This is a genomic window from Bradyrhizobium sp. 154, assembly GCF_023073875.1.
Taxonomy (GTDB): domain Bacteria; phylum Pseudomonadota; class Alphaproteobacteria; order Rhizobiales; family Xanthobacteraceae; genus Bradyrhizobium.
In genome coordinates, this window is the sequence record NZ_JADPKG010000053.1 from 126888 (window position 1) to 149167 (window position 22280).

21 protein-coding genes are annotated in these 22280 nt (G+C 65.7%); 14 read left to right on the top strand and 7 right to left on the bottom strand.

All coding sequences use genetic code 11. The annotated features are described in order from the left end of the window. Positions 1-8 precede the first annotated feature (8 nt). Both dnaJ and dnaK read right to left on the bottom strand, forming a co-directional pair. The gene (dnaJ, locus tag IVA92_RS14425) at positions 9-1148 is read right to left on the bottom strand and encodes a molecular chaperone DnaJ (protein WP_247276570.1); all 1140 of its coding nucleotides are present in this window, start codon (positions 1146-1148) and stop codon (positions 9-11) included. A gap of 245 nt (positions 1149-1393) precedes the next feature. Beyond that, positions 1394-3295 (bottom strand): molecular chaperone DnaK, encoded by a 1902-nt coding sequence (gene dnaK, locus IVA92_RS14430; protein ID WP_247276571.1) that lies wholly within the window; start codon positions 3293-3295, stop codon positions 1394-1396. A 395-nt stretch (positions 3296-3690) separates the two neighbouring features. On the opposite strand from dnaK, the gene IVA92_RS14435 reads away from it, so the two are divergent. Beyond that, positions 3691-4632 (top strand): hypothetical protein, encoded by a 942-nt coding sequence (locus tag IVA92_RS14435; RefSeq protein ID WP_247276572.1) that lies wholly within the window; start codon positions 3691-3693, stop codon positions 4630-4632. Between the two features lie 143 nt (positions 4633-4775). Next, positions 4776-5498, top strand: a complete 723-nt coding sequence (gene pncA / locus IVA92_RS14440; protein WP_247276573.1) for a bifunctional nicotinamidase/pyrazinamidase — start codon at positions 4776-4778, stop codon at positions 5496-5498. Between the two features lie 60 nt (positions 5499-5558). Here pncA and grpE read toward each other — a convergent pair whose 3' ends face one another. Both grpE and hrcA read right to left on the bottom strand, forming a co-directional pair. Next, positions 5559-6176 carry a nucleotide exchange factor GrpE gene (gene grpE / locus IVA92_RS14445; RefSeq protein ID WP_247276574.1) on the bottom strand — a complete coding sequence of 206 codons (618 nt, stop codon included), beginning with the start codon at positions 6174-6176 and terminating at the stop codon, positions 5559-5561. A gap of 93 nt (positions 6177-6269) precedes the next feature. Continuing rightward, on the bottom strand, positions 6270-7358 hold the full coding sequence (gene hrcA, locus IVA92_RS14450; RefSeq protein WP_247276575.1) for a heat-inducible transcriptional repressor HrcA: 1089 nt from the start codon (positions 7356-7358) through the stop codon (positions 6270-6272). 167 nt (positions 7359-7525) lie between these two features. On the opposite strand from hrcA, the gene rph reads away from it, so the two are divergent. From rph to hemW, 3 genes are read left to right on the top strand one after another with little or no spacing between them, the layout of a single operon-like run. After that, on the top strand, positions 7526-8239 hold the full coding sequence (rph, locus tag IVA92_RS14455; protein WP_247276576.1) for a ribonuclease PH: 714 nt from the start codon (positions 7526-7528) through the stop codon (positions 8237-8239). Positions 8240-8249: 10 nt separating this feature from the next. After that, complete coding sequence (rdgB, locus tag IVA92_RS14460) at positions 8250-8885, top strand: RdgB/HAM1 family non-canonical purine NTP pyrophosphatase (protein ID WP_247276577.1); 636 nt, start codon at positions 8250-8252, stop codon at positions 8883-8885. After that, positions 8872-10026, top strand: a complete 1155-nt coding sequence (hemW, locus tag IVA92_RS14465; RefSeq protein WP_247276578.1) for a radical SAM family heme chaperone HemW — start codon at positions 8872-8874, stop codon at positions 10024-10026. The genes rdgB and hemW overlap by 14 nt, the downstream gene beginning before the upstream one ends. Positions 10027-10029: 3 nt before the next feature. Here hemW and IVA92_RS14470 read toward each other — a convergent pair whose 3' ends face one another. After that, complete coding sequence (locus IVA92_RS14470) at positions 10030-11250, bottom strand: penicillin-binding protein activator (protein ID WP_247276579.1); 1221 nt, start codon at positions 11248-11250, stop codon at positions 10030-10032. Positions 11251-11588: 338 nt separating this feature from the next. Between IVA92_RS14470 and rsmI the strand changes: the two genes are divergently transcribed. From rsmI to IVA92_RS14505, 7 genes are all read left to right on the top strand, one after another. Next, on the top strand, positions 11589-12539 hold the full coding sequence (rsmI, locus tag IVA92_RS14475; RefSeq protein ID WP_247276580.1) for a 16S rRNA (cytidine(1402)-2'-O)-methyltransferase: 951 nt from the start codon (positions 11589-11591) through the stop codon (positions 12537-12539). Next, on the top strand, positions 12526-12927 hold the full coding sequence (locus IVA92_RS14480; protein ID WP_247276581.1) for a YraN family protein: 402 nt from the start codon (positions 12526-12528) through the stop codon (positions 12925-12927). Before rsmI ends, IVA92_RS14480 begins: the two co-directional genes overlap by 14 nt. Positions 12928-12937: 10 nt before the next feature. Continuing rightward, positions 12938-13882, top strand: coding sequence for a glutathione synthase (gene gshB, locus IVA92_RS14485; RefSeq protein WP_247276582.1), 945 nt, complete (start codon positions 12938-12940; stop codon positions 13880-13882). Between the two features lie 364 nt (positions 13883-14246). Next, entirely contained in the window at positions 14247-15059 is an 813-nt protein-coding gene (cpaB, locus tag IVA92_RS14490) for a Flp pilus assembly protein CpaB (protein WP_247276583.1), read from the top strand. A gap of 13 nt (positions 15060-15072) precedes the next feature. Next, complete coding sequence (locus IVA92_RS14495; protein ID WP_247276584.1) at positions 15073-16590, top strand: type II and III secretion system protein family protein; 1518 nt, start codon at positions 15073-15075, stop codon at positions 16588-16590. A 57-nt stretch (positions 16591-16647) separates the two neighbouring features. After that, positions 16648-17382 (top strand): CpaD family pilus assembly protein, encoded by a 735-nt coding sequence (locus tag IVA92_RS14500; protein WP_247276585.1) that lies wholly within the window; start codon positions 16648-16650, stop codon positions 17380-17382. Then, complete coding sequence (locus IVA92_RS14505; RefSeq protein WP_247276586.1) at positions 17379-18668, top strand: AAA family ATPase; 1290 nt, start codon at positions 17379-17381, stop codon at positions 18666-18668. Before IVA92_RS14500 ends, IVA92_RS14505 begins: the two co-directional genes overlap by 4 nt. Before the next feature lie 80 nt (positions 18669-18748). On the opposite strand, the gene IVA92_RS14510 is transcribed toward IVA92_RS14505, so the two are convergent. Further along, positions 18749-19522, bottom strand: coding sequence for a tetratricopeptide repeat protein (locus tag IVA92_RS14510; RefSeq protein ID WP_247276587.1), 774 nt, complete (start codon positions 19520-19522; stop codon positions 18749-18751). 80 nt (positions 19523-19602) lie between these two features. Next, on the bottom strand, positions 19603-19848 hold the full coding sequence (locus tag IVA92_RS14515) for a PilZ domain-containing protein (RefSeq protein WP_018644993.1): 246 nt from the start codon (positions 19846-19848) through the stop codon (positions 19603-19605). A gap of 227 nt (positions 19849-20075) precedes the next feature. Here IVA92_RS14515 and IVA92_RS14520 point away from each other — a divergent pair, with 227 nt between their 5' ends. Further along, a complete protein-coding gene (locus IVA92_RS14520; RefSeq protein WP_247276588.1) occupies positions 20076-21614 on the top strand; it encodes a YifB family Mg chelatase-like AAA ATPase in 1539 nt (512 codons plus the stop codon). A gap of 108 nt (positions 21615-21722) precedes the next feature. Beyond that, positions 21723-22190, top strand: coding sequence for a hypothetical protein (locus tag IVA92_RS14525; protein WP_247276589.1), 468 nt, complete (start codon positions 21723-21725; stop codon positions 22188-22190). Positions 22191-22280: the final 90 nt, after the last annotated feature.

The following is a 22280-nucleotide window of genomic DNA, read 5'->3' on the forward strand; positions in this document are numbered from 1 at the left end:
AAGACGCGTCAACTCGCCCGATTACCGAAGAAATCCTTGACCTTGGCGAAGAAGCCCTCTGATTCCGGCTGCGTATTGCCGGAGGACAGCTTTTCGAACTCGGCCAGCAATTCCTGCTGCTTCCTGGTGAGGTTCTGCGGGGTCTCGACCACGACCTGGACGTACATGTCGCCCATCTGGCGCGAGCGCAGCACCGGCATGCCCTTTGATGCGATGCGGAAGCGGCGGCCCGACTGGGTTCCGGCGGGCACCTTCACCTTGGCCTTGCTCTTCTCGATCGTCGGCACCTCGAACTCGCCGCCAAGGGCGGCTGTCACCATCGAGATCGGCACGCGGCAATGCAGATCGGCGCCGTCGCGCTGGAAGAACTGGTGCTGGGCCAGCGACAGGAAGATGTAGAGGTCGCCGGGCGGGCCGCCGCGGACCCCGGCCTCGCCCTCGCCGGCGAGCCTGATCCTCGTGCCGTCCTCGACGCCTTGCGGAATGTTGACTGACAGCGTGCGCTCGCGGGTGACCCGGCCCTGTCCCGAGCAGGACGGGCAGGCATCCTCGATCATCTGGCCGCGGCCCTGACAGCCGGGACAGGTGCGCTCGAGGGTGAAGAATCCCTGCGACTGCCGCACGCGCCCGGCGCCGCCGCAGGTCGAGCAGGTCTTCGGCTTGGTCCCGGCCTTGGCGCCGATGCCCGAGCAGGCCTCGCAGGTGACCGAGACCGGAATCTCGATCTGCGCGTTCTTGCCGCCAAAGGCTTCCTCGAGCGTGATCTCCATGTTGTAGCGCAGGTCGGCGCCACGCTCGCGACCGCCGCGGCCGCGCTGTCCAGCCATGCCGAACAGGTCTTCGAAAATGTCAGAGAAGGAGGAGGCGAAGCCCGCGCCGAAACCGGCACCGCCGCCGCCGAAACCGCCGCCCTGCTCGAACGCGGCATGGCCGTAGCGATCGTACGCGGCACGCTTGTCCTTGTCCTTGAGGATCTCGTAGGCCTCGTTGATTTCCTTGAACTTGACCTCGCTGGTTTGATCCCCCGGATTGCGATCGGGATGGAATTTCATCGCCAGCTTGCGAAACGACGATTTCAGCTTGGATTCGTCGGCGTCGCGATCGACCTCCAGGGTCTCGTAGTAGCAGCGCTTGGTGGACGTGGACATGATGAGCTCGGTCTATCCAATCGCGTATCAAGTCGGAGCGAAACGACGCCGCTGCGCGACGACATGAGCGTCCCTCCGCCTTACGGCGGAAGACGGCACAGCGGCGTTCAGCATAACGGCTGAGAATTGATCGATCGTAACGGGCGCCTTGCCCGCCCGTCCCGACGCGGCGGCCTCCCCCGCGAGGGGGGAGGTCGGTAGCGCGTGTGGGGTCCAAGCCGTCCGCATCGTTACCCTCTCGGGGTTCAGGCGGACTTCTTGTTGTTCTTGTCGTCGTCGACCTCGGTGAATTCCGCATCGACAACGTCGTCCTTGGCCGCATCCTTCTTGGCGTCGGCCTCGGCCTGTTGCTTGTACATGGCCTCGCCGAGCTTCATCGACACCTGGGCCAGCGTTTGGGTCTTGGCCTTGATCGCCTCGGCATCGTCGCCCTTCAGCGCTTCCTTGAGGTCGCTGACGGCATCCTCGATGGCGCGGCGCTCGCTCTCGGCGACCTTCGAACCGTGCTCGGCCAGCGCCTTCTCGGTCGAATGCACCAGGCCATCCGCCTCGTTCTTGGCGGTCACCGCCTCGCGGCGCTTCTTGTCCGCCTCGGCATTGGCCTCGGCGTCCTTGACCATCTTCTCGATGTCGGCTTCCGACAGGCCGCCCGAGGCCTGGATGCGGATCTGCTGCTCCTTGCCGGTGGCCTTGTCCTTGGCCGAGACGTTGACGATGCCGTTGGCGTCGATGTCGAAGGTCACCTCGATCTGCGGCATGCCGCGCGGCGCCGGCGGAATGCCCATCAGGTCGAACTGGCCGAGCATCTTGTTGTCGGCCGCCATTTCGCGCTCGCCCTGGAAGACGCGGATGGTGACCGCGTTCTGGTTGTCCTCGGCGGTCGAGAACACCTGGCTCTTCTTGGTCGGGATCGTGGTGTTGCGGTCGATGATGCGGGTGAACACGCCACCCAGCGTCTCGATGCCCAGCGACAGCGGGGTGACGTCGAGCAGCAGCACGTCCTTGACGTCGCCCTGGAGCACGCCGGCCTGGATCGCAGCACCGATCGCCACGACCTCGTCCGGGTTGACGCCCTTGTGCGGCTCCTTGCCGAACAGCTGCTTCACGACCTCCTGGACCTTCGGCATGCGGGTCATGCCGCCGACCAGCACGACTTCGCCGATCTCACCGGCGGTGATGCCGGCGTCCTTCAGCGCTTTGCGGCAGGGCTCGATGGTCTTCTGCACGAGGTCGTCAACCAGCGCCTCGAACTTGGCGCGGGTGAGCTTCATCGTCAAATGCTTCGGCCCGGTCTGGTCCGCGGTGATGAAGGGCAGGTTGATCTCGGTCTGCGTCGTCGAGGACAGCTCGATCTTGGCCTTTTCAGCGGCTTCTTTCAGGCGCTGCAAAGCGAGCTTGTCGTTGCGCAGATTGATGCCCTGCTCCTTCTGGAACTCGTCGGCCAAATAACCCACGAGGCGCATGTCGAAATCTTCGCCGCCGAGGAAGGTGTCGCCGTTGGTCGACTTCACCTCGAACACGCCGTCGCCGATTTCGAGAATGGAGATATCGAAGGTGCCGCCGCCGAGGTCGTACACCGCGATGGTGCCGGCCTTGGTCTTGTCGAGGCCATAAGCGAGCGCGGCCGCAGTCGGCTCGTTGATGATGCGCAGCACTTCGAGGCCCGCGATCTTGCCGGCGTCCTTGGTTGCCTGGCGCTGGGCGTCGTTGAAGTAGGCGGGAACGGTGATGACGGCCTGATCGACCTTCTGGCCGAGATGGGCTTCCGCGGTCTCCTTCATCTTCTGCAAGATGAACGCCGAAACCTGCGAGGGCGAGTAGGTCTGGCCGTCGGCCTCGACCCAGGCGTCGCCGTTGGAAGCCTTCACGATCTTGTACGGAACGAGCTTCTTGTCCTTCTCGACCATCGGATCGTCGTAGCGGCGGCCAATGAGGCGCTTCACTGCGAAGAAGGTGCGCTCGGGATTGGTGACGGCCTGGCGCTTGGCCGGCTGCCCGACGAGGCGCTCGCCGTCATCCGTGACGGCGACGATCGAAGGCGTCGTGCGCATGCCTTCGGAATTCTCGATGACTTTGGCGTTCTTGCCATCCATCACGGCGACGCACGAGTTCGTGGTGCCGAGATCGATCCCAATGACCTTTCCCATGGTCCTGATATCCTTCTTTTTGCGGCAGGTTGGTTTGGGCCCAGAAGGCACCCGATCCAAACCCCCTAAGATCAAACATCCGCGATATTGCGATGATTGAGGCTCATATAGGAGGGGGGGAGGGGCCCGCAAGGACCGAACGCAAGTTTCGGCCGTGAAAACATTGGGTTTTGGAAGATCATATCCGGGCTCAACCGCCCTTGCGGGTGAGGAAATATTAACAGGTTCGGGTCTCAGCAAGCCCCGCCAGCGCAATCTGCCCCACCCTGTTACGACAAGGCCAAACCCGCTAAAAGGCGGACCGGCCGGGCAGCCGCAGCACAGCTGCTCCGCGCGACAATGCGGCCCGGTGGCCGACCATCGAACGGCCTCAATGTGAACCAATCAGAGTGCCCATGAAGCTGACCCGTCCCCTCGCCGCGCTCGCCATCCTCATTGCCTCGGCGCTTCCGGCCCTTGCCGCCGACGCCGTTTACCCGCCTGGCTTGCGCCTCGGCATGGTGCCGCTGATCGGGCTGAGCACGGCCAAGACCTTTCCGGGCTTCGAGAGCGAGGACGGCAATGTCAAGGTGCTGATCACCGAGCTGCCGCCGGCGGCCTATGGCGAGGTCGTGAGCGCCTTCAATTCCAATCCGGCCGGTGCGAACGGCGTCAAGCAGGACAAGATCGAAACCCCCGCGGGCCTTGCCTATTTCACCACCGAAAGCGGCAAGGCCGGCGATACCCCGGTGAGGCGCTATTCGATGATTGTGCCGGGCGCCGGCTTCTCCGGCTATGTCGCGGTGCAGATTCCGGAGAATGCGACCAAGATCTACAGCGATGAAGCGGTGCGCCAGATGTTTGCGACCGCCGTCACCCGCAAGCAGGTCTCGGCCGAAGAGCAGATCGCGCTGATGCCGTTCAAGATCACCGATCTCGCCGACTTCAAGGACATCCGTACGCTGGCGCCGGGCTCGAGCATCATCCTGGCCGACGGCGACGAGAGCACGGGCTATGAATCGAAGCCGTTCATGATCCTCGGCCTGATTGGCGCCACCCCCCAGCAGACCGACGACCGCGCCCGCTTCGCCCAGGAAGCGGCGCTCCAGATCCCCGGCGTGCGCGAGTCGCGCGTCACCATGTCCGAGCCGATCCGCATCAACGGCCAGCAGGGTTTCGAGACCCGGATCGACGGCGTCAGCGGCAAGGACAAGGTTCCGGTGACGGTGGTGCAGTGGATCCGCTTTTCAAGCGGCGGCACCTCGCTGCGCATCATCGCCAGCGCCCCGCGCGACCAATGGCCAAGCGCCTTCACCCGCTTCCGCGCCGTGCGCGACGGCATTCAGCCGAAGGGCTAGCTCCCGTACGCGGGAGCGGTGAGGATCCGCCGACCCAAGCCCAACCCCTCGCCAAGACCGACTGCATTTTCGGGCTTCTGTTCGCACACAAGCGGAACTAGGCTTGGCCTCCATTGGGTTCATTCCTGGAGGGGAGACGAACGATGCTGGATCGGCGACACATCTTGGCGGCGCTTGCGACCACGGCGCTCGCGGGCCTCGCACCAACCGCGCTGTTTGCGGCCGCGTCAATCAAGCCTGACGAAGCCTCCGCGCTGCTCGTGATCGACGTGCAGAATTGCTTCCTGCCCGGCGGCAGCCTCGCGGTGAAGGAAGGCGAGCAGGTGGTGCCCGTCATCAACAAGATCGCAAAAGCGTTTGCGAACGTGGTGATGACGCAGGACTGGCATACGCCCGGGCACATCTCGTTCGCTTCGGTGCATTCCGGCAAGAATCCGTTCGAGACCGTCGATCTTCCCTACGGCAAGCAGGTGCTGTGGCCGGACCATTGCGTGCAGGGCACCGACGGCGCCGCGCTGTCAAAGGATCTTGCGATCCCGCACGCCGAACTGATCATCCGCAAGGGTTTTCACAAGGAGGTGGACAGCTACTCGGCCTTTCTCGAAGCCGACGGCAAGACCTCGACGGGCCTTGCCGGCTATCTCAAGGGCCGCAAGATCAAGCGCGTCTTCGTCGCCGGTCTCGCCACGGATTTCTGCGTCGCCTGGACCGCGCTCGATGCGCGCAAGGCGGGCTTCGAGGTCTATGTGGTGGAGGACGCCTGCCGCGGCATCGACACGCAGGGTTCGCTGGCAAAGGCCTGGGCTGATATGGCCAAGGCCGGCGTGAAGCGGATTCAGTCTGCGGATATCGCGGTGACCGCGTAATAATTTCGCGCAGTCATTCCGGGGCGGCCCGAAGAGCCGAACCCGGAATGAGGCCAAGGTTCAGTTTGCCGCGCTGTTCGGCTCGTTGGTGTTGGCCGCGGGCGCGGCCTTCGCGCCGCCTTTGGCGACACCGACCAGGGCGGGACGCAGCACGCGCTCGCCGATGGTGTAGCCGGCCTGCACGACCTGCACCACGGTGCCCGATGGCACCGACGCATCGGGGACTTCGAACATCGCCTGCTGGAAATTAGGATCGAACTTCTGGCCCTGCGGATCGAACTTCTTGACGCCGTGCTTTTCCAGCGCGTTGAGCAGCGAGCGCTCGGTGAGTTCGACGCCTTCGATCAGCGAGATCAGGCCGGGATCGGCCGCGGCACGCGCCTCGGCCGGTACGGCATCGAGCGCGCGCTGGAGGTTGTCGGCGATGTCCAACACGTCGCGGGCAAAGCCGGTAATGCCGTAGAGACGGGCGTCGGCGACCTCCTTGCTGGTGCGCTTGCGCAAATTCTCCATCTCGGCCAGCGTCCGCAGCATGCGGTCACGCGCCTCGGCCGCTTCCTTCTGCAACGTCTCGACCGAGCCCGGCTCGGGATCGTCGGGCATGATGTAAGGCTTCGACACTACCGGCTCGCCGGTCGGCGCGGTCGTGTCTTCGGGTTGCCGGTCTTGATCGGTCATCGGCTCTAATCTCGAACTCGTTTCCAGGGATTGTTGGCCCGGATATCGTGCCTAAGCGTACGAAAATCAAGCGCCCGTGATCGGGAACGCCGGTCAGCCCCCCAAAAGCCGACTGACGATGCGGGCGGCGTAGTCCACCGTCGGGATCACACGGGCATAATTCAGCCGCGTCGGGCCGATCACGCCGAGAACGCCGACGATATGGCCGGCGGCATCCCGATAGGGCGAGATGATCGTGGAGGAGCCCGACAGCGAAAACAGCTTGTTCTCACTCCCGATGAAAATTCGCACGCCTTCCGCGGTCTCGGCCCGGCCGAGCAGGTCGATCACGCCGCGCTTGGTCTCGAGATCGTCGAACAACAGGCGCACCCGCTCGAGGTCCTCCAGCGCGTGCAGATCTTCCAGCAGATTGGCGTGGCCTCGGACGATGAGCTGGCGGTCCTCGTTCTCGCCTCCGGACCAGCTCGCGATGCCGGCCGCGATCACCTTTTGCGTCAGCTGATCGAGCTCGGCCCGGGCCTCGCCGAGTGCGGTCTCAAGCTCGAGCCGCGCTTCGGCCAGCGTGCGGCCACGAATCCGTGCATTGAGGAAATTGCCGGCTTCGGTCAGCGCCGAGGAGGGAACTCCGGGCGGCAGCGTCAGCACGCGGTTTTCGACCTGGCCATCCTCGCCGACCAGGATCACCAGCGCTTTCTCCGGTTCCAGACGAACGAACTCGATGTGCTTGAGCCGGGCGTTGGATTTTGGCGTCAGCACGACCGCGGCGGCACGGGTCAGGCCCGACAGCCGCATCAAGGCCTGGTCCAGCGCCGCCTCGACCGATTGCGCCTGGCCGACCGACGAAAGCTGACTCTGGATGGATTGCCGTTCGGCCTCGGTGAGGTCGCCGACCTGCATCAGGGCGTCTACGAAGAAGCGCAGTCCGAGTTCCGTCGGTAGCCGGCCGGCGGACGTATGGGGCGCATAGATCAGGCCGAGCTGTTCCAGGTCGGCCATGACGTTGCGGACCGAGGCCGGCGACAGCGGCATCGCGATCAGGCGCGAGATATTGCGCGAGCCCACCGGCTCACCGGTCGCGAGATAGCTTTCGACAATTTGACGAAAGATGTCGCGGGAACGCTCGTTGAGCTGGGCAAGGCCTGCGCGCGGCGCGATCAGATGCATCGGATCGTGATGGGCCACAGACGGTAACTCCTCTCAGATACTCATAATTTGTCCATCCCGGACGCTTCTGACAAGCGTGGCGTTTGCGGGCCCGAAATCAGGGGTGAAAAAACCTTGCCGCCCACCCTCACCCCACCTACAAGCACCGCGAATAGCCTTTCCCGTGAGTTTTTGGAGGACTTCCCATGCGGCCAAGCCGCCGTGCGCCCGACGAATTGCGCCCCGTGACGCTGGAGCGCGGCGTGGTCAAATATGCGGAAGGCTCGTGCCTGGTGAAATTCGGCGATACTCATGTGCTGGTCACCGCCACGCTGGAAGACCGCCTGCCGCCGTGGCTGAAGGGCCAGGGGCGCGGCTGGGTCACCGCCGAATACGGCATGCTGCCGCGCGCGACCTCAGAACGCACCCGCCGCGAGGCCTCCGCCGGCAAGCAGAGCGGCCGTACCGTCGAGATCCAGCGCCTGATCGGCCGCAGCCTCCGTACCATCGTCGATCTCGAAGCGCTCGGCGAGCGGCAGATCACGGTCGATTGCGACGTGCTCCAGGCCGACGGCGGCACCCGCACGGCTGCGATCACCGGCGCTTGGGTCGCACTTGCCGATTGCATCAACTGGATGAAGGCGCGCAACATGATCAAGGCCAATGTGCTGCGCGACAACGTCGCCGCGATCTCCTGCGGCATCTATAATGGCACGCCGGTGCTCGATCTCGACTATGCCGAGGATTCGGAAGCCCAAACCGACGCCAATTTCGTCATGACCGGCGATGGGCGCATCATCGAGGTGCAGGGCACCGCGGAACGCGAGCCGTTCACCGAAACCGAGTTCCTGGCGCTGATGGCGCTGGCCCGCAAGGGCGTCGCGCGTCTGGCGGACTTGCAGAAACTGGCTGTGGCGTAGTCAATAGGCCATGCACCGCCGAATCACGGACAAGCTCGTCATCGCCACCCACAATCCCGGCAAGCTCGCCGAGATGCGGGAGCTGCTTGCGCCGTACGGCATCGAGGCGGTGTCGGCTGGTGAGCTCGGCTTGGCCGAGCCCGAAGAGACCGGCAACGATTTCCGCAGCAACGCCGCGATCAAGGCGATCGCGGCGGCGCAGGCGACCAAGCTTGCCGCTTTCGCCGACGATTCTGGCATCGTGGTCGACGCGCTCGACGGCGCGCCCGGCATTTTCTCCGCGCGCTGGGCCGGGCCGAACAAAGACTTCGCAGCGGCGATGGCGCAGATCGAGCGCCTGCTCCAGGAGCGCGGCGCGACCACGCCCGACAAGCGCAAGGCCCATTTCGTTTCGGCGCTCTGCGTCGCCTGGCCCGACGATCATCGCGAAGAGGTCGAGGCGCGCGTCGACGGCACGCTGGTCTGGCCGCCGCGCGGCACCGCCGGCTTCGGCTACGATCCGATGTTTCTGCCCGATGGCCATAGCCGCACCTTCGGCGAGATGGAGAGCATCGAGAAGCACGGCCTGCCGCCCCTCGGCCTCGGCCTGTCGCATCGCGCCCGCGCCTTCGTAAAACTGGCGGAGATCTGCCTTGAGCCGCGCTAAGGAAGCCTTCGGCGTCTACGTGCATTGGCCGTTCTGCCTGTCGAAATGCCCCTATTGCGACTTCAACAGCCATGTCCGCCACGCCGCGATCGACGAGGCGCGCTTTGCATCCGCCTTCGCCCGCGAGATCGCAACCACGGCTGAGCGCGCACCCGGCCGTGAAGTGACCTCGATCTTCCTCGGCGGCGGCACGCCATCGCTGATGCAGCCCGCAACCGTCGGCGCGGTGCTCGATGCGATCGGCAAGCACTGGCATGTTGCAGGCGACGTCGAAGTGACGCTGGAGGCAAACCCGACCAGCGTCGAAGCCACACGCTTTGCCGGTTATCGCACCGCCGGCGTCAACCGCGTCTCGCTCGGCGTCCAGGCGCTCGACGATGCCTCCTTGAAGGCGCTCGGCCGTATGCACAGTGCGCGCGAGGCCCTCGATGCCGTCGCCATCGCGCGCCGTTCGTTCGACCGTTATTCTTTCGACCTGATCTACGCCCGACCCGACCAGACGCCGGCGATGTGGGCGGACGAGCTGCGTCTCGCGATCGATGAAGCGGCCGAGCATCTGTCGCTCTATCAATTGACGATCGAGGAAGGCACGCCGTTCTTCGGCCTGCACCAGGCCGGCAAATTGAAGACGCCGGACGAAGCCGTCGCGCGCGCGCTCTACGACGTGACGCAGGAGACCTGCGACAAGCTCGGCCTGCCCGCCTACGAGATTTCAAATCACGCGCGGCGCGGCGCCGAGTGCCGGCACAATCTGGTCTATTGGCGCGGCGAGGAATATGCCGGCATCGGTCCCGGCGCGCATGGCCGCCTCGACATCGATGGTATCAGGCACGCCACCGCCACCGAAAAGCGCCCCGAAGCCTGGCTGATGCGGGTCGAGACCAACGGCGACGGCGTCGTCACCGACGAGCTCCTCAACAGCGAGGAGCGCGCCGACGAATTTTTGCTGATGGGATTGCGGCTCGCCGAGGGAATCGACCCTGAGCGCTACAAAGCCCTCTCGGGCCGCCCGCTCGACCCCCGCCGCATTGCGCTGCTGCGCGAGGAAGGCGCGATCACGGTGGACGCCACGGGCCGGCTGCGCGTGACGAGCAGTGGCTTCCCCGTGCTGGATGCGGTGGTTGCGGATCTGGCGGCGTAAGCGCTACGCCCCAAAACTCTTCGGCGAGCCTGCCACCGCAACCCCGCCGCCGGTCGTCACCTTCATCACCGCAAGTCCTCGCTCGTTGGTGCCGTCGGGGCGGAAGCGAAACAGGCCGTCGATGCCGGCAAAGCCTGAGGGGTTGGTCAGCACGTCGGGCGAGAAGCGCGTCGTGCCTTGCGTGCGCGCCAGTGCGGCGACGAGGGCGACTGCGTCATAGGCGAGCGTCGCAGTGCGCACCGGCTCGGCGCCATATTTGGTGCGGTAACGGCCGGAGAAGGCGCGGAAGCCGGCCGGATCCGGCGCGGCATAGAGGCCGCCTTGCAACGCTGCGCTGGCATAGACGCGCGGATTGTCCCACAGGCCGGTGCCGAGCAGCTGGATGTTGCGCAAATTCGCACCCGCCGCAGTCATCGCATCCGCCACTGAAACCACGGCATCGCCGTCGTCGGCAATGAACAGCGCGTCCGCACTGCCGAGCTGCTGCGCCACGGTTCGAGCTGGGGTGGCGCGGTCGGCGCCGTATTTCTCGAACGCGACGATGCGCCCACCACGCCGCGGCACTGCCGCCTTCACGGCGGCTTCGACCACGTTGCCATAGGCGTTGTCGGGCACGAGCACGGCAACGGAGCGCTTTCCGATGCTGGCGGAATATTCGACGATGCGGTTGACGTCGGACTCCGGCAGGAAGCTGAGCAGATAGACGCCGCGTCCGGCGATGCTGGAATCGGTCGAGAATGCCATCACCGAGATGCCGCGCGTGCGCGCGACCTGCGCCACCGCCGGCACCGATTGTGCGAACAGTGGTCCCAGGATGATTTCGGCGCCCTCGTCGACCGCCTGCTGCGCACCAGCTTGCGCGCCTTGCGGGCTGCCATTGTCGTCCTTGATCAGGAGCTGGATGTTCGGGTTTTGGAACTCGGCCAGCGCCATCTCGGCGGCGTTGCGCATGGATTGCGCCGCGAGGCCTGCATTGCCAGCCGCCGACAGCGGCAGGATCACGGCGACCTTGACCCCACCGGTGCCAGCGGTCGTGCCCTGTTGGGGCGGACCAGCCGGCTGCGCCGGTGGCGCGGAGCTGGAGAACTGGCTGAGACTCTGCTGCACGCCGGCGCAGGCCGACAGCAAGGGGGCGCCGAGCAACAGGCCAAGCGCGCTCCGGCGGGTTGCCCCGGGCCATCGGGGCGCCGGACCGGAAGACTTCGAACTAGACGGGCCCACCATCGCAGATTCTCTTCCGACCGGCCGTCGCCCAGCCGGTCACCACATTGCTCCACGACGCAAGCCGCGGATTCAGGCATATTGTCGGCAAACAGTTAACCAAAACAAAAGGATAATCGCCACTTAACGCGACCACCCTCCTATCCTGGCCCACCGCTGGCCGTCACTTACGCAGCATCAAGGGAGGTTTCCGTCGCGAATATGGCGCGAGGGCCTTGCTCCCGCGCAACGTGACCCCGCATCGATCACATTCCCGTCCGTTCCTCGCCCCTCACCTCGGCCCGATCTTTTTCGAAGAGCTGGTTCCCAGCCCTGCGGATCGTGCCTAAGTTGACTTCATTATGCGCGCAAAGCCGGCCCCGATAAATACGCCTGAAGCTCAAGACGCCACCTTGCGCGGCTTCTCCATCGACGCCCATCGGCTTGCGGTGGCGAAGGCCGCGCCGGGCCTGCATCTGGTCGCGACCCCCATCGGCAATCTCGGCGACATCACCCTGCGTGCGCTTCAGACGCTCGCCGGCGTCGACGTCATCGCCTGCGAGGACACCCGCATCACGCGGCGCCTGACCGAGCGTTACGCCATCGCAGCGCAGCTCAAGCAATATCATGAGCACAACGCGGAAGCCGCGCGTCCGAAGATCCTGGAGGCGCTTGCGGCAGGCGGCTCGGTCGCGCTGGTGTCGGATGCCGGGACGCCGCTGATCTCCGATCCCGGCTTCAAGCTGGTGCGCGAGGTCTGCGCCGCCGGCCATGCGGTCTATGCGCTGCCCGGCCCCTCCTCGGTGCTGGCGGCGCTATCGGTCGCAGCGCTGCCGACCGACCGCTTTTTCTTCGAGGGCTTCTTGCCGTCGAAATCGGCGGCGCGCAGGTCGCGCCTTGTTGAGCTGGCTCGCATCGATGCGACACTGGTGATGTTCGAATCCGGCAACCGCGTGCAGGACGCGCTCGCCGATCTCGCCGAGATCATGGGGACGCGCGACGCCGCGATCTGCCGCGAGCTGACCAAACTTCATGAGGAGATCTCGCGCGCAACATTGAGCGAGCTGGCTCGCGAGGCGGATACGCTGGAGACGCGCGGCGAGTTCGTGCTGGTGATCGCCCCACCTGCGGCCGACGCCGAGGTGCTGACGTCGGATGCGCTAGACCAGCTCCTGCGCGAGCAGCTGGCCGCGCGCAGCGTCAAGGATGCCGTGGCACATGCGGTCGCACTCTCGGGCCGCCCGCGGCGCGAGGTCTATGCCCGCGCGCTCGAGCTCGCAAAAGACCTGCGGGGCGGCGATGGCGAAGACTGAGGTCCCGGCGGAACCGAAAGTCGCCTCGCCCGAGCGCATCGCCGCGTTCCGGACCGGCATCTCCGCCGAGAGCCGCGCCGCCGCCTATCTGATGGCCAAGGGCTACCGCATCCTCGCCAAACGTTATCGCACCCCGCATGGCGAAATCGACATCGTGGCGCGCCGCCGCAATTTGATCGCCTTCGTCGAGGTCAAGGCGCGGGCGACGCTGGATGACGCCGCCTTCGCGGTGACGCCGCGCCAGCAGCAGCGCATCATCGACGCCGCGCAAGGCTGGCTCGTGGCGCATCCCGAGCATGCCGAATTCGAATTGCGATTCGACGCCATGCTGATTGCGCCGCGATCACTTCCACGCCATGTGTTGGCGGCATTCGACGCCTCGACCTGAAAGGCAGACCATGAAACTCAACGTCGCCGTCCAGATGGACCCCATCGCCCGCATCAACATCAAGGGCGATTCCACCTTTGCGCTGCTCCTGGAGGCACAGAAGCGCGGCCACGGCCTGTCCTATTACACCCCCGACAAGCTCTCGATGGTCGGCGACGAGATCGTCGCTCCGGTTCAGCTCCTCACCGTGCGCGACGAGCCGGGTGACCATTTCACGCTCGGCGAGCCCAGGCGCGAAGCGCTCAACGGCTTTGACGTGGTGCTGCTCCGCCAGGACCCGCCGTTCGATCTCGCCTACATCACCTCGACGCATTTTTTGGAGCGCATTCATCCGAAGACGCTGGTGGTCAACGATCCCGCCTCGGTACGGAACGCGCCGGAAAAGCTGTTCGTGATGAACTTTCCGCAGCTGATGCCGCCGACCCTGATCTCGCGCGAATTAGATGAGATCAACGCCTTTCGCGACAGGCACGGCGCCGTCGTGATGAAGCCGCTGCACGGCCATGGCGGCGCCGCGGTGTTCCGCGTGATGCCGCAGGACATGAATTTCGGCTCGCTGTTCGACATGTTCTCGGTGACGTTCAAAGAGCCCTGGGTGATCCAGCAGTTCATTCCCGAGGTGAAGCACGGCGACAAGCGCATCATCCTCGTCAACGGCGAGTTCGCCGCCGCCGTAAACCGGGTGCCGGCCGCGGACGACCTCCGCTCCAACATGGTACGCGGCGGCGCGGCGCAGGAGACCGAGCTCACCCCGCGCGAGCGCGAGATCTGCGCCGCCGTCGGCCCGGCGCTGCGCGAGCGCGGCCTCCTGTTCGTCGGCATCGACGTCATCAACGGCAATCTCACCGAGATCAACGTCACCTCGCCGACCGGCATCCGCGCCATCGCGCGGCTCGGCGGGCCCGACGTGGCGGCGAAGATCTGGGACGCGATCGAGCAGAAGCGGGCGAAGTAAGGGCGCTGCGGAAATTTAGAGGACGCGCAATCTCTCCCAGCTCGTCCCGGAAGGACGGACGACATCCTTTGGTGTTGTGCGCGGCCCATCTCGTAGGCAGCCCCGCCGCTGCACGCCCCCACATCACTAACCACCCGTTCACCATGACGCCGCGCCTGTCATGCGAACGAATAGGCTGGCTTGCGTAAATCTACGGGGCCGTTGGCCGGTTGAATAACGCCGCGTTCACCATCAGCCGAAAACCACCACCGTCACTGGCCATCACATCCGGCCTCGCAACACCCCTTATACTTTTCCTCCCTACTCATCGACACGGGGGACCCGCCACGTGCGGTTCGAGTGCCCCGCGTATGAGTAGAAGCGTATGAATACCGCACGCCTTGTCGTTCTCGTCATCGCGCTCGCCGCCGGGGGCGTCGCTGCGTATCTGGCGAGCGGCTATCAGAATGGGCCCGCGCCCGTTCTGCCCGTCACCGAGAAACTGCCGACCGTCGAGGTTCTCGTCGCGAAAACCGACATCGGGCTCGGCCAGGCCGTGAAGCCCGAGGATCTGCAATGGCAGGTCTGGCCGGCGGCGACGGCAAGCAACGCGTTCATTCGCCGCGACAGCAGGCCCGAGGCGCAGACCCAGATCGCCGGCTCGATCGCGCGCGTGCCGTTGATGCAGGGCGAGCCGATCCGCGAGCAGAAGCTGGTCAGGGCCGAAGGCTCCGGCTTCATGGCTGCCATCCTGCCCTCCGGCATGCGGGCCGTGTCCACCGAAATTTCAGCCGAGACCGGCGCCGGCGGCTTCATCCTGCCGAACGACCGCGTCGACATCGTGCTGACCCGCCGCCTGAAGAATCCCGATACCAACGCATCGACCGGCGGCAACGACCTCATCGTGTCCGAGGTCATTCTGACCAACATCCGCGTGCTCGCGATCGACCAGGCGCCGAAGGAAAAGGACGGCCAGACCGCCGTGATCGGCAAGACCGTCACGCTCGAGCTCAAGCCCGACCAGGTCGCCACGCTGTCGGCTGCGCGCCAGGGCGGCACGCTCCAGCTCGCGCTGCGGAGCATCGTCGATGCCAACGCAGTCGACGGGTCGCCCGAGGACCAGGCGGTCAAGCGTCCCGGTGGCGTGAACGTAATTCGTTATGGCGTGCAGGCGCGCCAACTGACGTCACAGAAGTGATGATGGGGACAGTATGAACTACGGGGATGATCGGACGGGCCTGCGCATTCGGGGGAAGCGCGCGCGCTCGGTCTTGGCGGGGACGATGCTGCTGCTGGGGCTGCTCGCAGCCTCCGACCGGCTCAGTGCCGCGGATGCCCCGGTCGGCGATCAAGCACCGATGCAGGCGCCTGATCTCGGTGTGTCCTCGGTCGCGACGATCGCGCCGGCGCGGACGCGCTTTCTGTCGCTCGGCGTCGGCAAGTCCGTCGTCATCGACCTGCCGCGCGAGGTCAAGGACGTGCTGGTGGCCGATCCCAAGATCGCCAATGCCATAATCCGCTCGGCGCAGCGCGCCTATATCATCGGCGGCCAAGTCGGCCAGACCAACGTGGTGTTCTTCACCGCCGACGGCCAGCAGGTCGCCTCCTACGACATCGCGGTGAAGCGCGACCTCAACGGCATGCGCGCCGCGCTGCGCCAGTCGCTGCCGGGCGTGCAGATCGAAGGCATCGGCGACAGCGTGATGCTGACCGGCTCGGTCTCGAGCCCGGTCGAGGCACAGCAGGCGGGCGACGTCGCCGCAAAGCTCGTCGGCGGCTCGGACAAGGTCGTCAACAACATCGTCGTTCGCGGCCGCGACCAGGTGATGCTCAAGGTCGTGGTCGGCGAAGTGCGCCGCGATATCGTCAAGCAGCTGGGCGTGGATCTCAGCGCCAGCCTGAACGCCGGCACCGCGGTGGTGAATTTCAACAATTCCAACCCGTTCTCGGTGTCTGGCGGACCGATCGTCGCGAGCAACGGACTTGGAGTCGCCGGTCTCGCCAAGGGCGTCGCCACCGTCAGCGCCACGATGCGTGCGATGGAAAGCGCCGGCGTCATGCGTACGCTCGCCGAGCCGAGCCTGACCGCGATCTCGGGCGAATCCGCCACCTTCATCGCCGGCGGCGAATTCCCGATTCCGGCCGGCTATTCCTGCGATCCGGTCACCCACGTCTGTACCACCCAGGTCACCTACAAGAAGTTCGGCATCTCCCTGAACTTCACGCCGGTCGTGCTCAGCGAAGGCCGCATCAGCCTGCGCGTCATGACCGAGGTCTCGGAGCTGTCGAATACGAACGCGATCACACTGACGCAGGCGGTGTCCTCGACCTCGAGCAACTCGATCACCATCCCCTCGGTTCAGACCCGCCGAGCCGAAACGACACTGGAAATTCCCTCCGGCGGCTCGATGGCGATGGCCGGCCTGATCCAGCAGCAGACCAAGCAGGCGATCAACGGCCTGCCCGGCGTCGACCAGGTGCCGATCATCGGCGCGCTGTTCCGCAGCCAGGACTTCGTCAACAACGAAACCGAGTTGATGGTGATCGTGACGCCCTATGTGGTGCGCGCCGTCGCCCAGAAGGAATTGTCGCGGCCCGACGACGGTTTCGCGCCGGCCTCCGACGCGCAGACGGCGCTGCTCGGCCGCATGAACCGCCTTTATGGCATCACGCGCCGCGTCGATCCCATCAACGGCACGCCCGGCGATTTCGGCTTCATCATCGATTGACGACGAGCGGACGGCCTGGGGACCGGAGCAGAAACGGGGCAAGAGGGGAATCAAGCGATGACGAGGACGATAGCCGACCGACGCCGCCCTTTGAGCGTCGCGCTGGTGCTGACGGGGCTGTCCGTCATGCTGGGCGCGTGCAACACCACCGGTGAAATCGTCACTCAGACAGTGCCGACCGACTATCGCCAGCGCCACCCGATCGCGGTGCAGGAGGGTAGGCGCTCGATCGTGATCTTCGTCGGCAAGGCGCGCGGCGGCCTCTCGGCCGCGCAGCACGCGGATGTCGCAGGCATTGCCCGGGACTGGATGCGCGAAGGCACCGGCTCCGTCGTCGTCGACGTGCCCGTCGACACCGCGAATTCGCGTGCCGCGGCGGCGACTTATCGAGAAATCCGTTCCGTGCTCGCATCCGGCGACGTGCCCTCGCGCGCCATCCTCCAGCATCCCTATCGTCCCGAAGACCCCGGCCTCCTGCCGACGATCCGGCTGAGCTATTCCAAACTCAGCGCAGTGGCCGGACCCTGCGGGTTGTGGCCGGAAGACGTTGGTCCGAACATCCTCGACCCCGGCTACAATGAGAACCGGCCGTATTTCAATCTGGGCTGCGCCAGCCAGCGCAACCTCGCGGCCATGATCGACAATCCGGCCGACCTCGAGCAGCCGCGCGCCGAGACGCCCGCCTACACCGCACGGCGCGACATCGCCTTCGACCGCTATCGCAAGGGCTCGACGACCGCGACCTCCTATCCCGAGGCCGACAAGGCCAAACTCAGCGACACCGGCAAATGACTGGCATCCACGACGAAGAAGCGGACGATCCGCGGCACCCCGACGAACACATTGCACCGGTTCCTCGCATCTCGGTGCAGGCTTTTTGCGAGACCGAGCAGACGCTCGCCGCGGTGACCGCGGCGGGGGAGGATCGGCGGCTCGCCAAGGCGCATCTCACTGCCAGGGACGGTGGTCTCGCTGCGGCAATCGAAGTCTATGAAACGATGCCGACGCCGAACGTGATCGTGATCGAATCCGACGGCACGCGTGACATCCTGGAGGGGCTCGACGACCTCGCCGGCGTCTGCGACCCCGGCACCCGCGTCGTGGTGATCGGCAATCCCAACGACACCGCGCCCTATCGCGAGCTGGTCCGCCGCGGCGTCAACGACTACGTGGTCGGGCCAGTCGAAACCCTCGACGTCGTCCGCTCGATCTGTAGCCTGTTCTCGGCATCCGAAGCCATCATCACCGGCCGCGTCATCGCGGTGGTCGGCGCCAAGGGCGGCGTCGGCGCGTCCACCGTCGCGCACAATGTGGCCTGGACCATCGCCCGCGACCTCGCGCTCGATTCCGTCGTGATCGATCTCGACCTCGCCTTCGGTACTGCGAGCCTCGACTACAATCAGGATCCGCTGCAGGGCATCGCCAACGCGGTGCTATCGCAGGACCGGCCGGACACGGCGCTGATGGAGCGCCTGCTTGCCAAATGCACCGAGCGCCTCAGCCTGCTGGCCGCCCCCGCGACGCTCGACCGCGTCTACGATTTCGGCGCCGAAGCTTTTGATGCGGTGTTCGACACGCTGCGCATGACCACGCCCTGCATCGTGCTCGACGTACCCCACCAATGGTCGGGCTGGACGCGGCGGGCGCTGGTCAACGCCGACGACATCGTGATCGTGGCCGAGCCCGATCTCGCCAATTTGCGCAACACCAAGAACATGCTGAGCGTGCTCAAGGCGGCGCGCCCGAACGACCGGCCGCCGCTGTATTGTCTCAACCAGGTCGGCATGCACAAGCGCGCGGAGATCGAGGTCAAAGCTTTCGCCAAGACCATGGAGAGCCAGCCGCTCGCGGTGATCCCGTTCGATTCGAAGCTGTTCTCGACCGCCGCCAACAACGGCCAGATGATCGCGGAGGTCTCCAAGAGCCACCGCACCACCCTTCTGTTCCAGAACATGGCCAACCGCCTCGCCGGCCGCGGCGAGGTGAAGAAGCCGAAGCGCTCGCTGCTCGGCCCGCTGCTGAAGAAGCTGAAGGGCAGGTCGGGCCGCGGATCCGCCCCGCATCGCAAGGCGTCGTAGGGGCGGCAAGCGTTTTCGAGCGACGGATCCCGGTTCGCGTCAAGAAAGCGCGCCAAAAACGAGAATCCAAACGGCGCGAGCTATTTGTCCGCCCGCTGCTGCTTCTTCGCCAGCAATTGCCGCAGCGCCGTGACCTTTGCCGCCGCCTGGTCCGGCGGCAGGTCGGCCTTCACGATGGCCTCGGCCTCGGCTTGCTTTCCTTCCAGCCCCAGCACCAGCGCGAGATTGGCGCGCACGCGGGAATCGGCGGGATTGCGCTCATGCGCGCGGCGCATCGTTTCCTCCGCCCGCGGCAGATTATTCTGGAGCATGTAAGACAGGCCGAGATTGGACAAAACCTGCGGCTCGTCGGGCACGATCTTCAAGGCGGTCGCATAATATTGCTGCGCCTCCTCATTGCGGCCGAGCTGATCGAGCGCCGCGCCTTGCGCCGACAGGATGCGCCAGTCCGGATCCTCGGGCGTATGCGCTCGGCCGAGGACGTCGAAGGCCTGCTGGAAATTGCCGTTGTCGGCGAGCGCGCGGCCATAGCCGGCGAGCAATGCCTTGTTGCTGGGATGGCCGAGCACGGCCTGCTCCATCACCGCGACCGCCTGCGCCCGCTGGCCGCTCTCGCGCAGCGCCTTGCCATAGGCGAGCACAACGCCGGGATCACCGGGCTTGGCGCGATAGCGTTCGCGCAAGGTGTCCATGTCCGGCTTGGCGTCGGCCTTCACACTGGCTTCAGATCTAACGCCGAGCGCGCCGGTGACATCCTCGATGCCATTGGTCTGGCAGCCGGCGAGGACAAGCACCATCAACGCGGGAAGCAGGAATTTCGCCGAAGGAGAGGCGGGAGACGGACGCTTGGACATACTCTGATCACTCGGCGACTGATCAGAGATGCTTACCCATTAACGCTAAAGCCCCGTTAAGGAGGCGCGGCCATTAAGGCCTAATCGACGAACTCCGCGCCGAACTCGCAGCCGATGCGCCAGCGCAGGCGGCATTGGCGGGAATAATCGGGCGCGAAGATGATGGTGAATTGCGGCGGCACTTCCAGGAATTCCGCCACCACTTTCACGCCGCCATCCGAGATATCCGTGATCGTGCAGTCGCGCGGCAGCGAGCCCGCGCCAAAGTGGATTTTGGCGAGCCGGCTGCATACCCGACGTTCGCTTCTCCGGCGATTTGCAAGCATTTGAATTCTTCACCCGTTAGACCACGGCCCATCCCGCAAGGGTAGGAGTAGCGGACATTCGTTGGAATGTGCTGAGGAGAGCCGCTCGCATTCGAGGTGTAGTGTCCGCTTCACGTTTACGATCGGGTAGGATTTTCTCGGTCCTAGGGCATGTTCCCGTATTGTTCTTGCGAAAGGCGCTAGGCTCTGCTACCCCTAATTGCGCGAAAGGGCAGGCTGGTTCGAGCATGGTTCAGCGGGTTTCTACCGTCGCCTTTGAGGGGATTGAGGCCCGTGCGGTCGACGTGCAGGTGCAGGTCGCCCCGGGGCTGCCGGCCTTCGCCATCGTCGGCCTGCCGGACAAGGCGGTGTCGGAGGCACGCGAGCGGGTCCGTTCGGCTCTGATCGCCTCGGGGCTGGCGCTGCCGGCGCGGCGGATCATCGTCAATCTGGCCCCGGCCGACCTGCCCAAGGAGGGCAGCCATTACGACCTGCCGATCGCGCTCGGGCTGATGGCGGCGATCGGCGCGATCCCGCCCGATGCACTGACCGGCTTCACAGTTCTCGGCGAGCTCGGCCTCGACGGATCGATCGCGCCGGTCGCAGGTGTCCTGCCCGCCGCGATCGGCGCCAATGCGCGCGAGGAGGGCCTGATCTGCCCGGCAGCCTGCGGCTCGGAGGCGGCCTGGGCGAGCCCGGACATCCAGATCATGGCCGCACAATCACTCATTCAGATCGCCAACCATTTCAAGGGCACGCAGGTGCTGTCGCGGCCCTCACCGAAGGTGCATGAGGCCGCCGCCTCGTCCCTCGACCTGCGCGATATCAAGGGCCAGGAGAGCGCCAAGCGGGCGCTGGAGATCGCAGCCGCGGGCGGACATCACCTGCTGATGATCGGCGCGCCCGGCGCCGGCAAATCGATGCTGGCGGCGCGCCTGCCCTCGATCCTGCCGCCGCTGTCGCCCGGCGAACTGCTCGAAGTCTCGATGATCGCGTCCGTCGCCGGCGAGATCGAGGGCGGCGCGCTGACCGCGCGGCGGCCGTTCCGCTCGCCGCATCATTCCGCCAGCATGGCCGCGCTCACCGGTGGCGGCGTGCGCGCCAAACCCGGCGAGATCTCGCTGGCGCATCAGGGTGTGCTGTTCCTCGACGAGCTGCCGGAGTTCGATCCGCGCGTGCTGGATTCGCTGCGCCAGCCCCTGGAGAACGGCGAGGTCGCGGTGTCGCGCGCCAATCATCGCGTCACCTACCCTGCCCGCTTCATGCTGGTGGCCGCGATGAATCCGTGCCGCTGCGGCAACGCGTTCGAGCCGGGCTATGCCTGCAAGCGCGGCCGCATCGACCGCTGCACCGGCGACTACCAGGCGCGCATCTCCGGTCCGTTGATGGATCGCATCGATCTGCGCATCGAGGTGCCGGCGGTGACCGCGGCCGATTTGATTCTGCCGCCGCCGGCGGAAGGCTCCGCCGAAGTCGCCGCGCGCGTGGCGGCGGCACGCGACATCCAGCTTGCGCGTTATGCGGATGCCGGCCTGCCGAACGTCCGTACCAATGCCGAGGCGCCGGCCTCGGTCCTCGAAGAGATCGCAAAACCGGATGCGCAAGGCGCCAAGCTATTGCGGGACGCGGCGGAGACCATGCGGCTGTCGGCGCGCGGCTATCACCGCGTGCTGCGGGTCGCGCGCACACTGGCCGATCTCGACAACGCGGACAAGATCGGCCGGCTGCACCTCGCCGAAGCGCTATCCTACCGCGCACTCGCGGAGGATGTGCGGCAGATGGCGTGAAGCACACGCGCATCAACCCGGCGGTAACGAGTTTCCTTTACGCTCTGCAAACCATAAGCCCCATGTGTTTCCAACTCGAGTTCCCGAGGGGCGGGCGAGTAGAGTGTCATGTTGCGTTTCAAGATCCTGGCCTCGGTTGTTCCCCTGTTGGCGGCGGCGGTGTTCGCCCGCGGCGAGATCGGATCGGTCTCGCATCCCTGCATTGCCCTGGGCGAGTCCTCGGTCGAGCTCACCTCCCTGTTCTGGACCGCCGGCGTGCATGTCGCCTTCACCGATGATCCCGCGCAGGCCACGGTACGGGTCCAGGTCACCGACAATGCGGACGCTGCGGACTTCGCGGTGGTCGACGACGGCCTCGGCTCGGAATCGGAATCCTGCCAGGGCAATCCGTGGACACGCCTGGTCTCAATCGCCGCGCAGCCCGTCGACGGCGGCCAGGTAATCTATCTCTCCACCGAAGGGCCGGCCGATTACCGCATCTATGTGCGCTCGAAGACGTTCTCGCAGCGCGAGGCCGCGGCGCTGATCGTCGGCGCCCGCGGCGGCCATGGCCGCCTGCAGGCCGCCTCACTCTAAACCGCGGTGAGATCACGATCGCGCTTTAGCTTCTTGTTTGCGCATGACCTTTTTGGAAAATCGCTGCACACTTTTGCGGATCATGCTCTG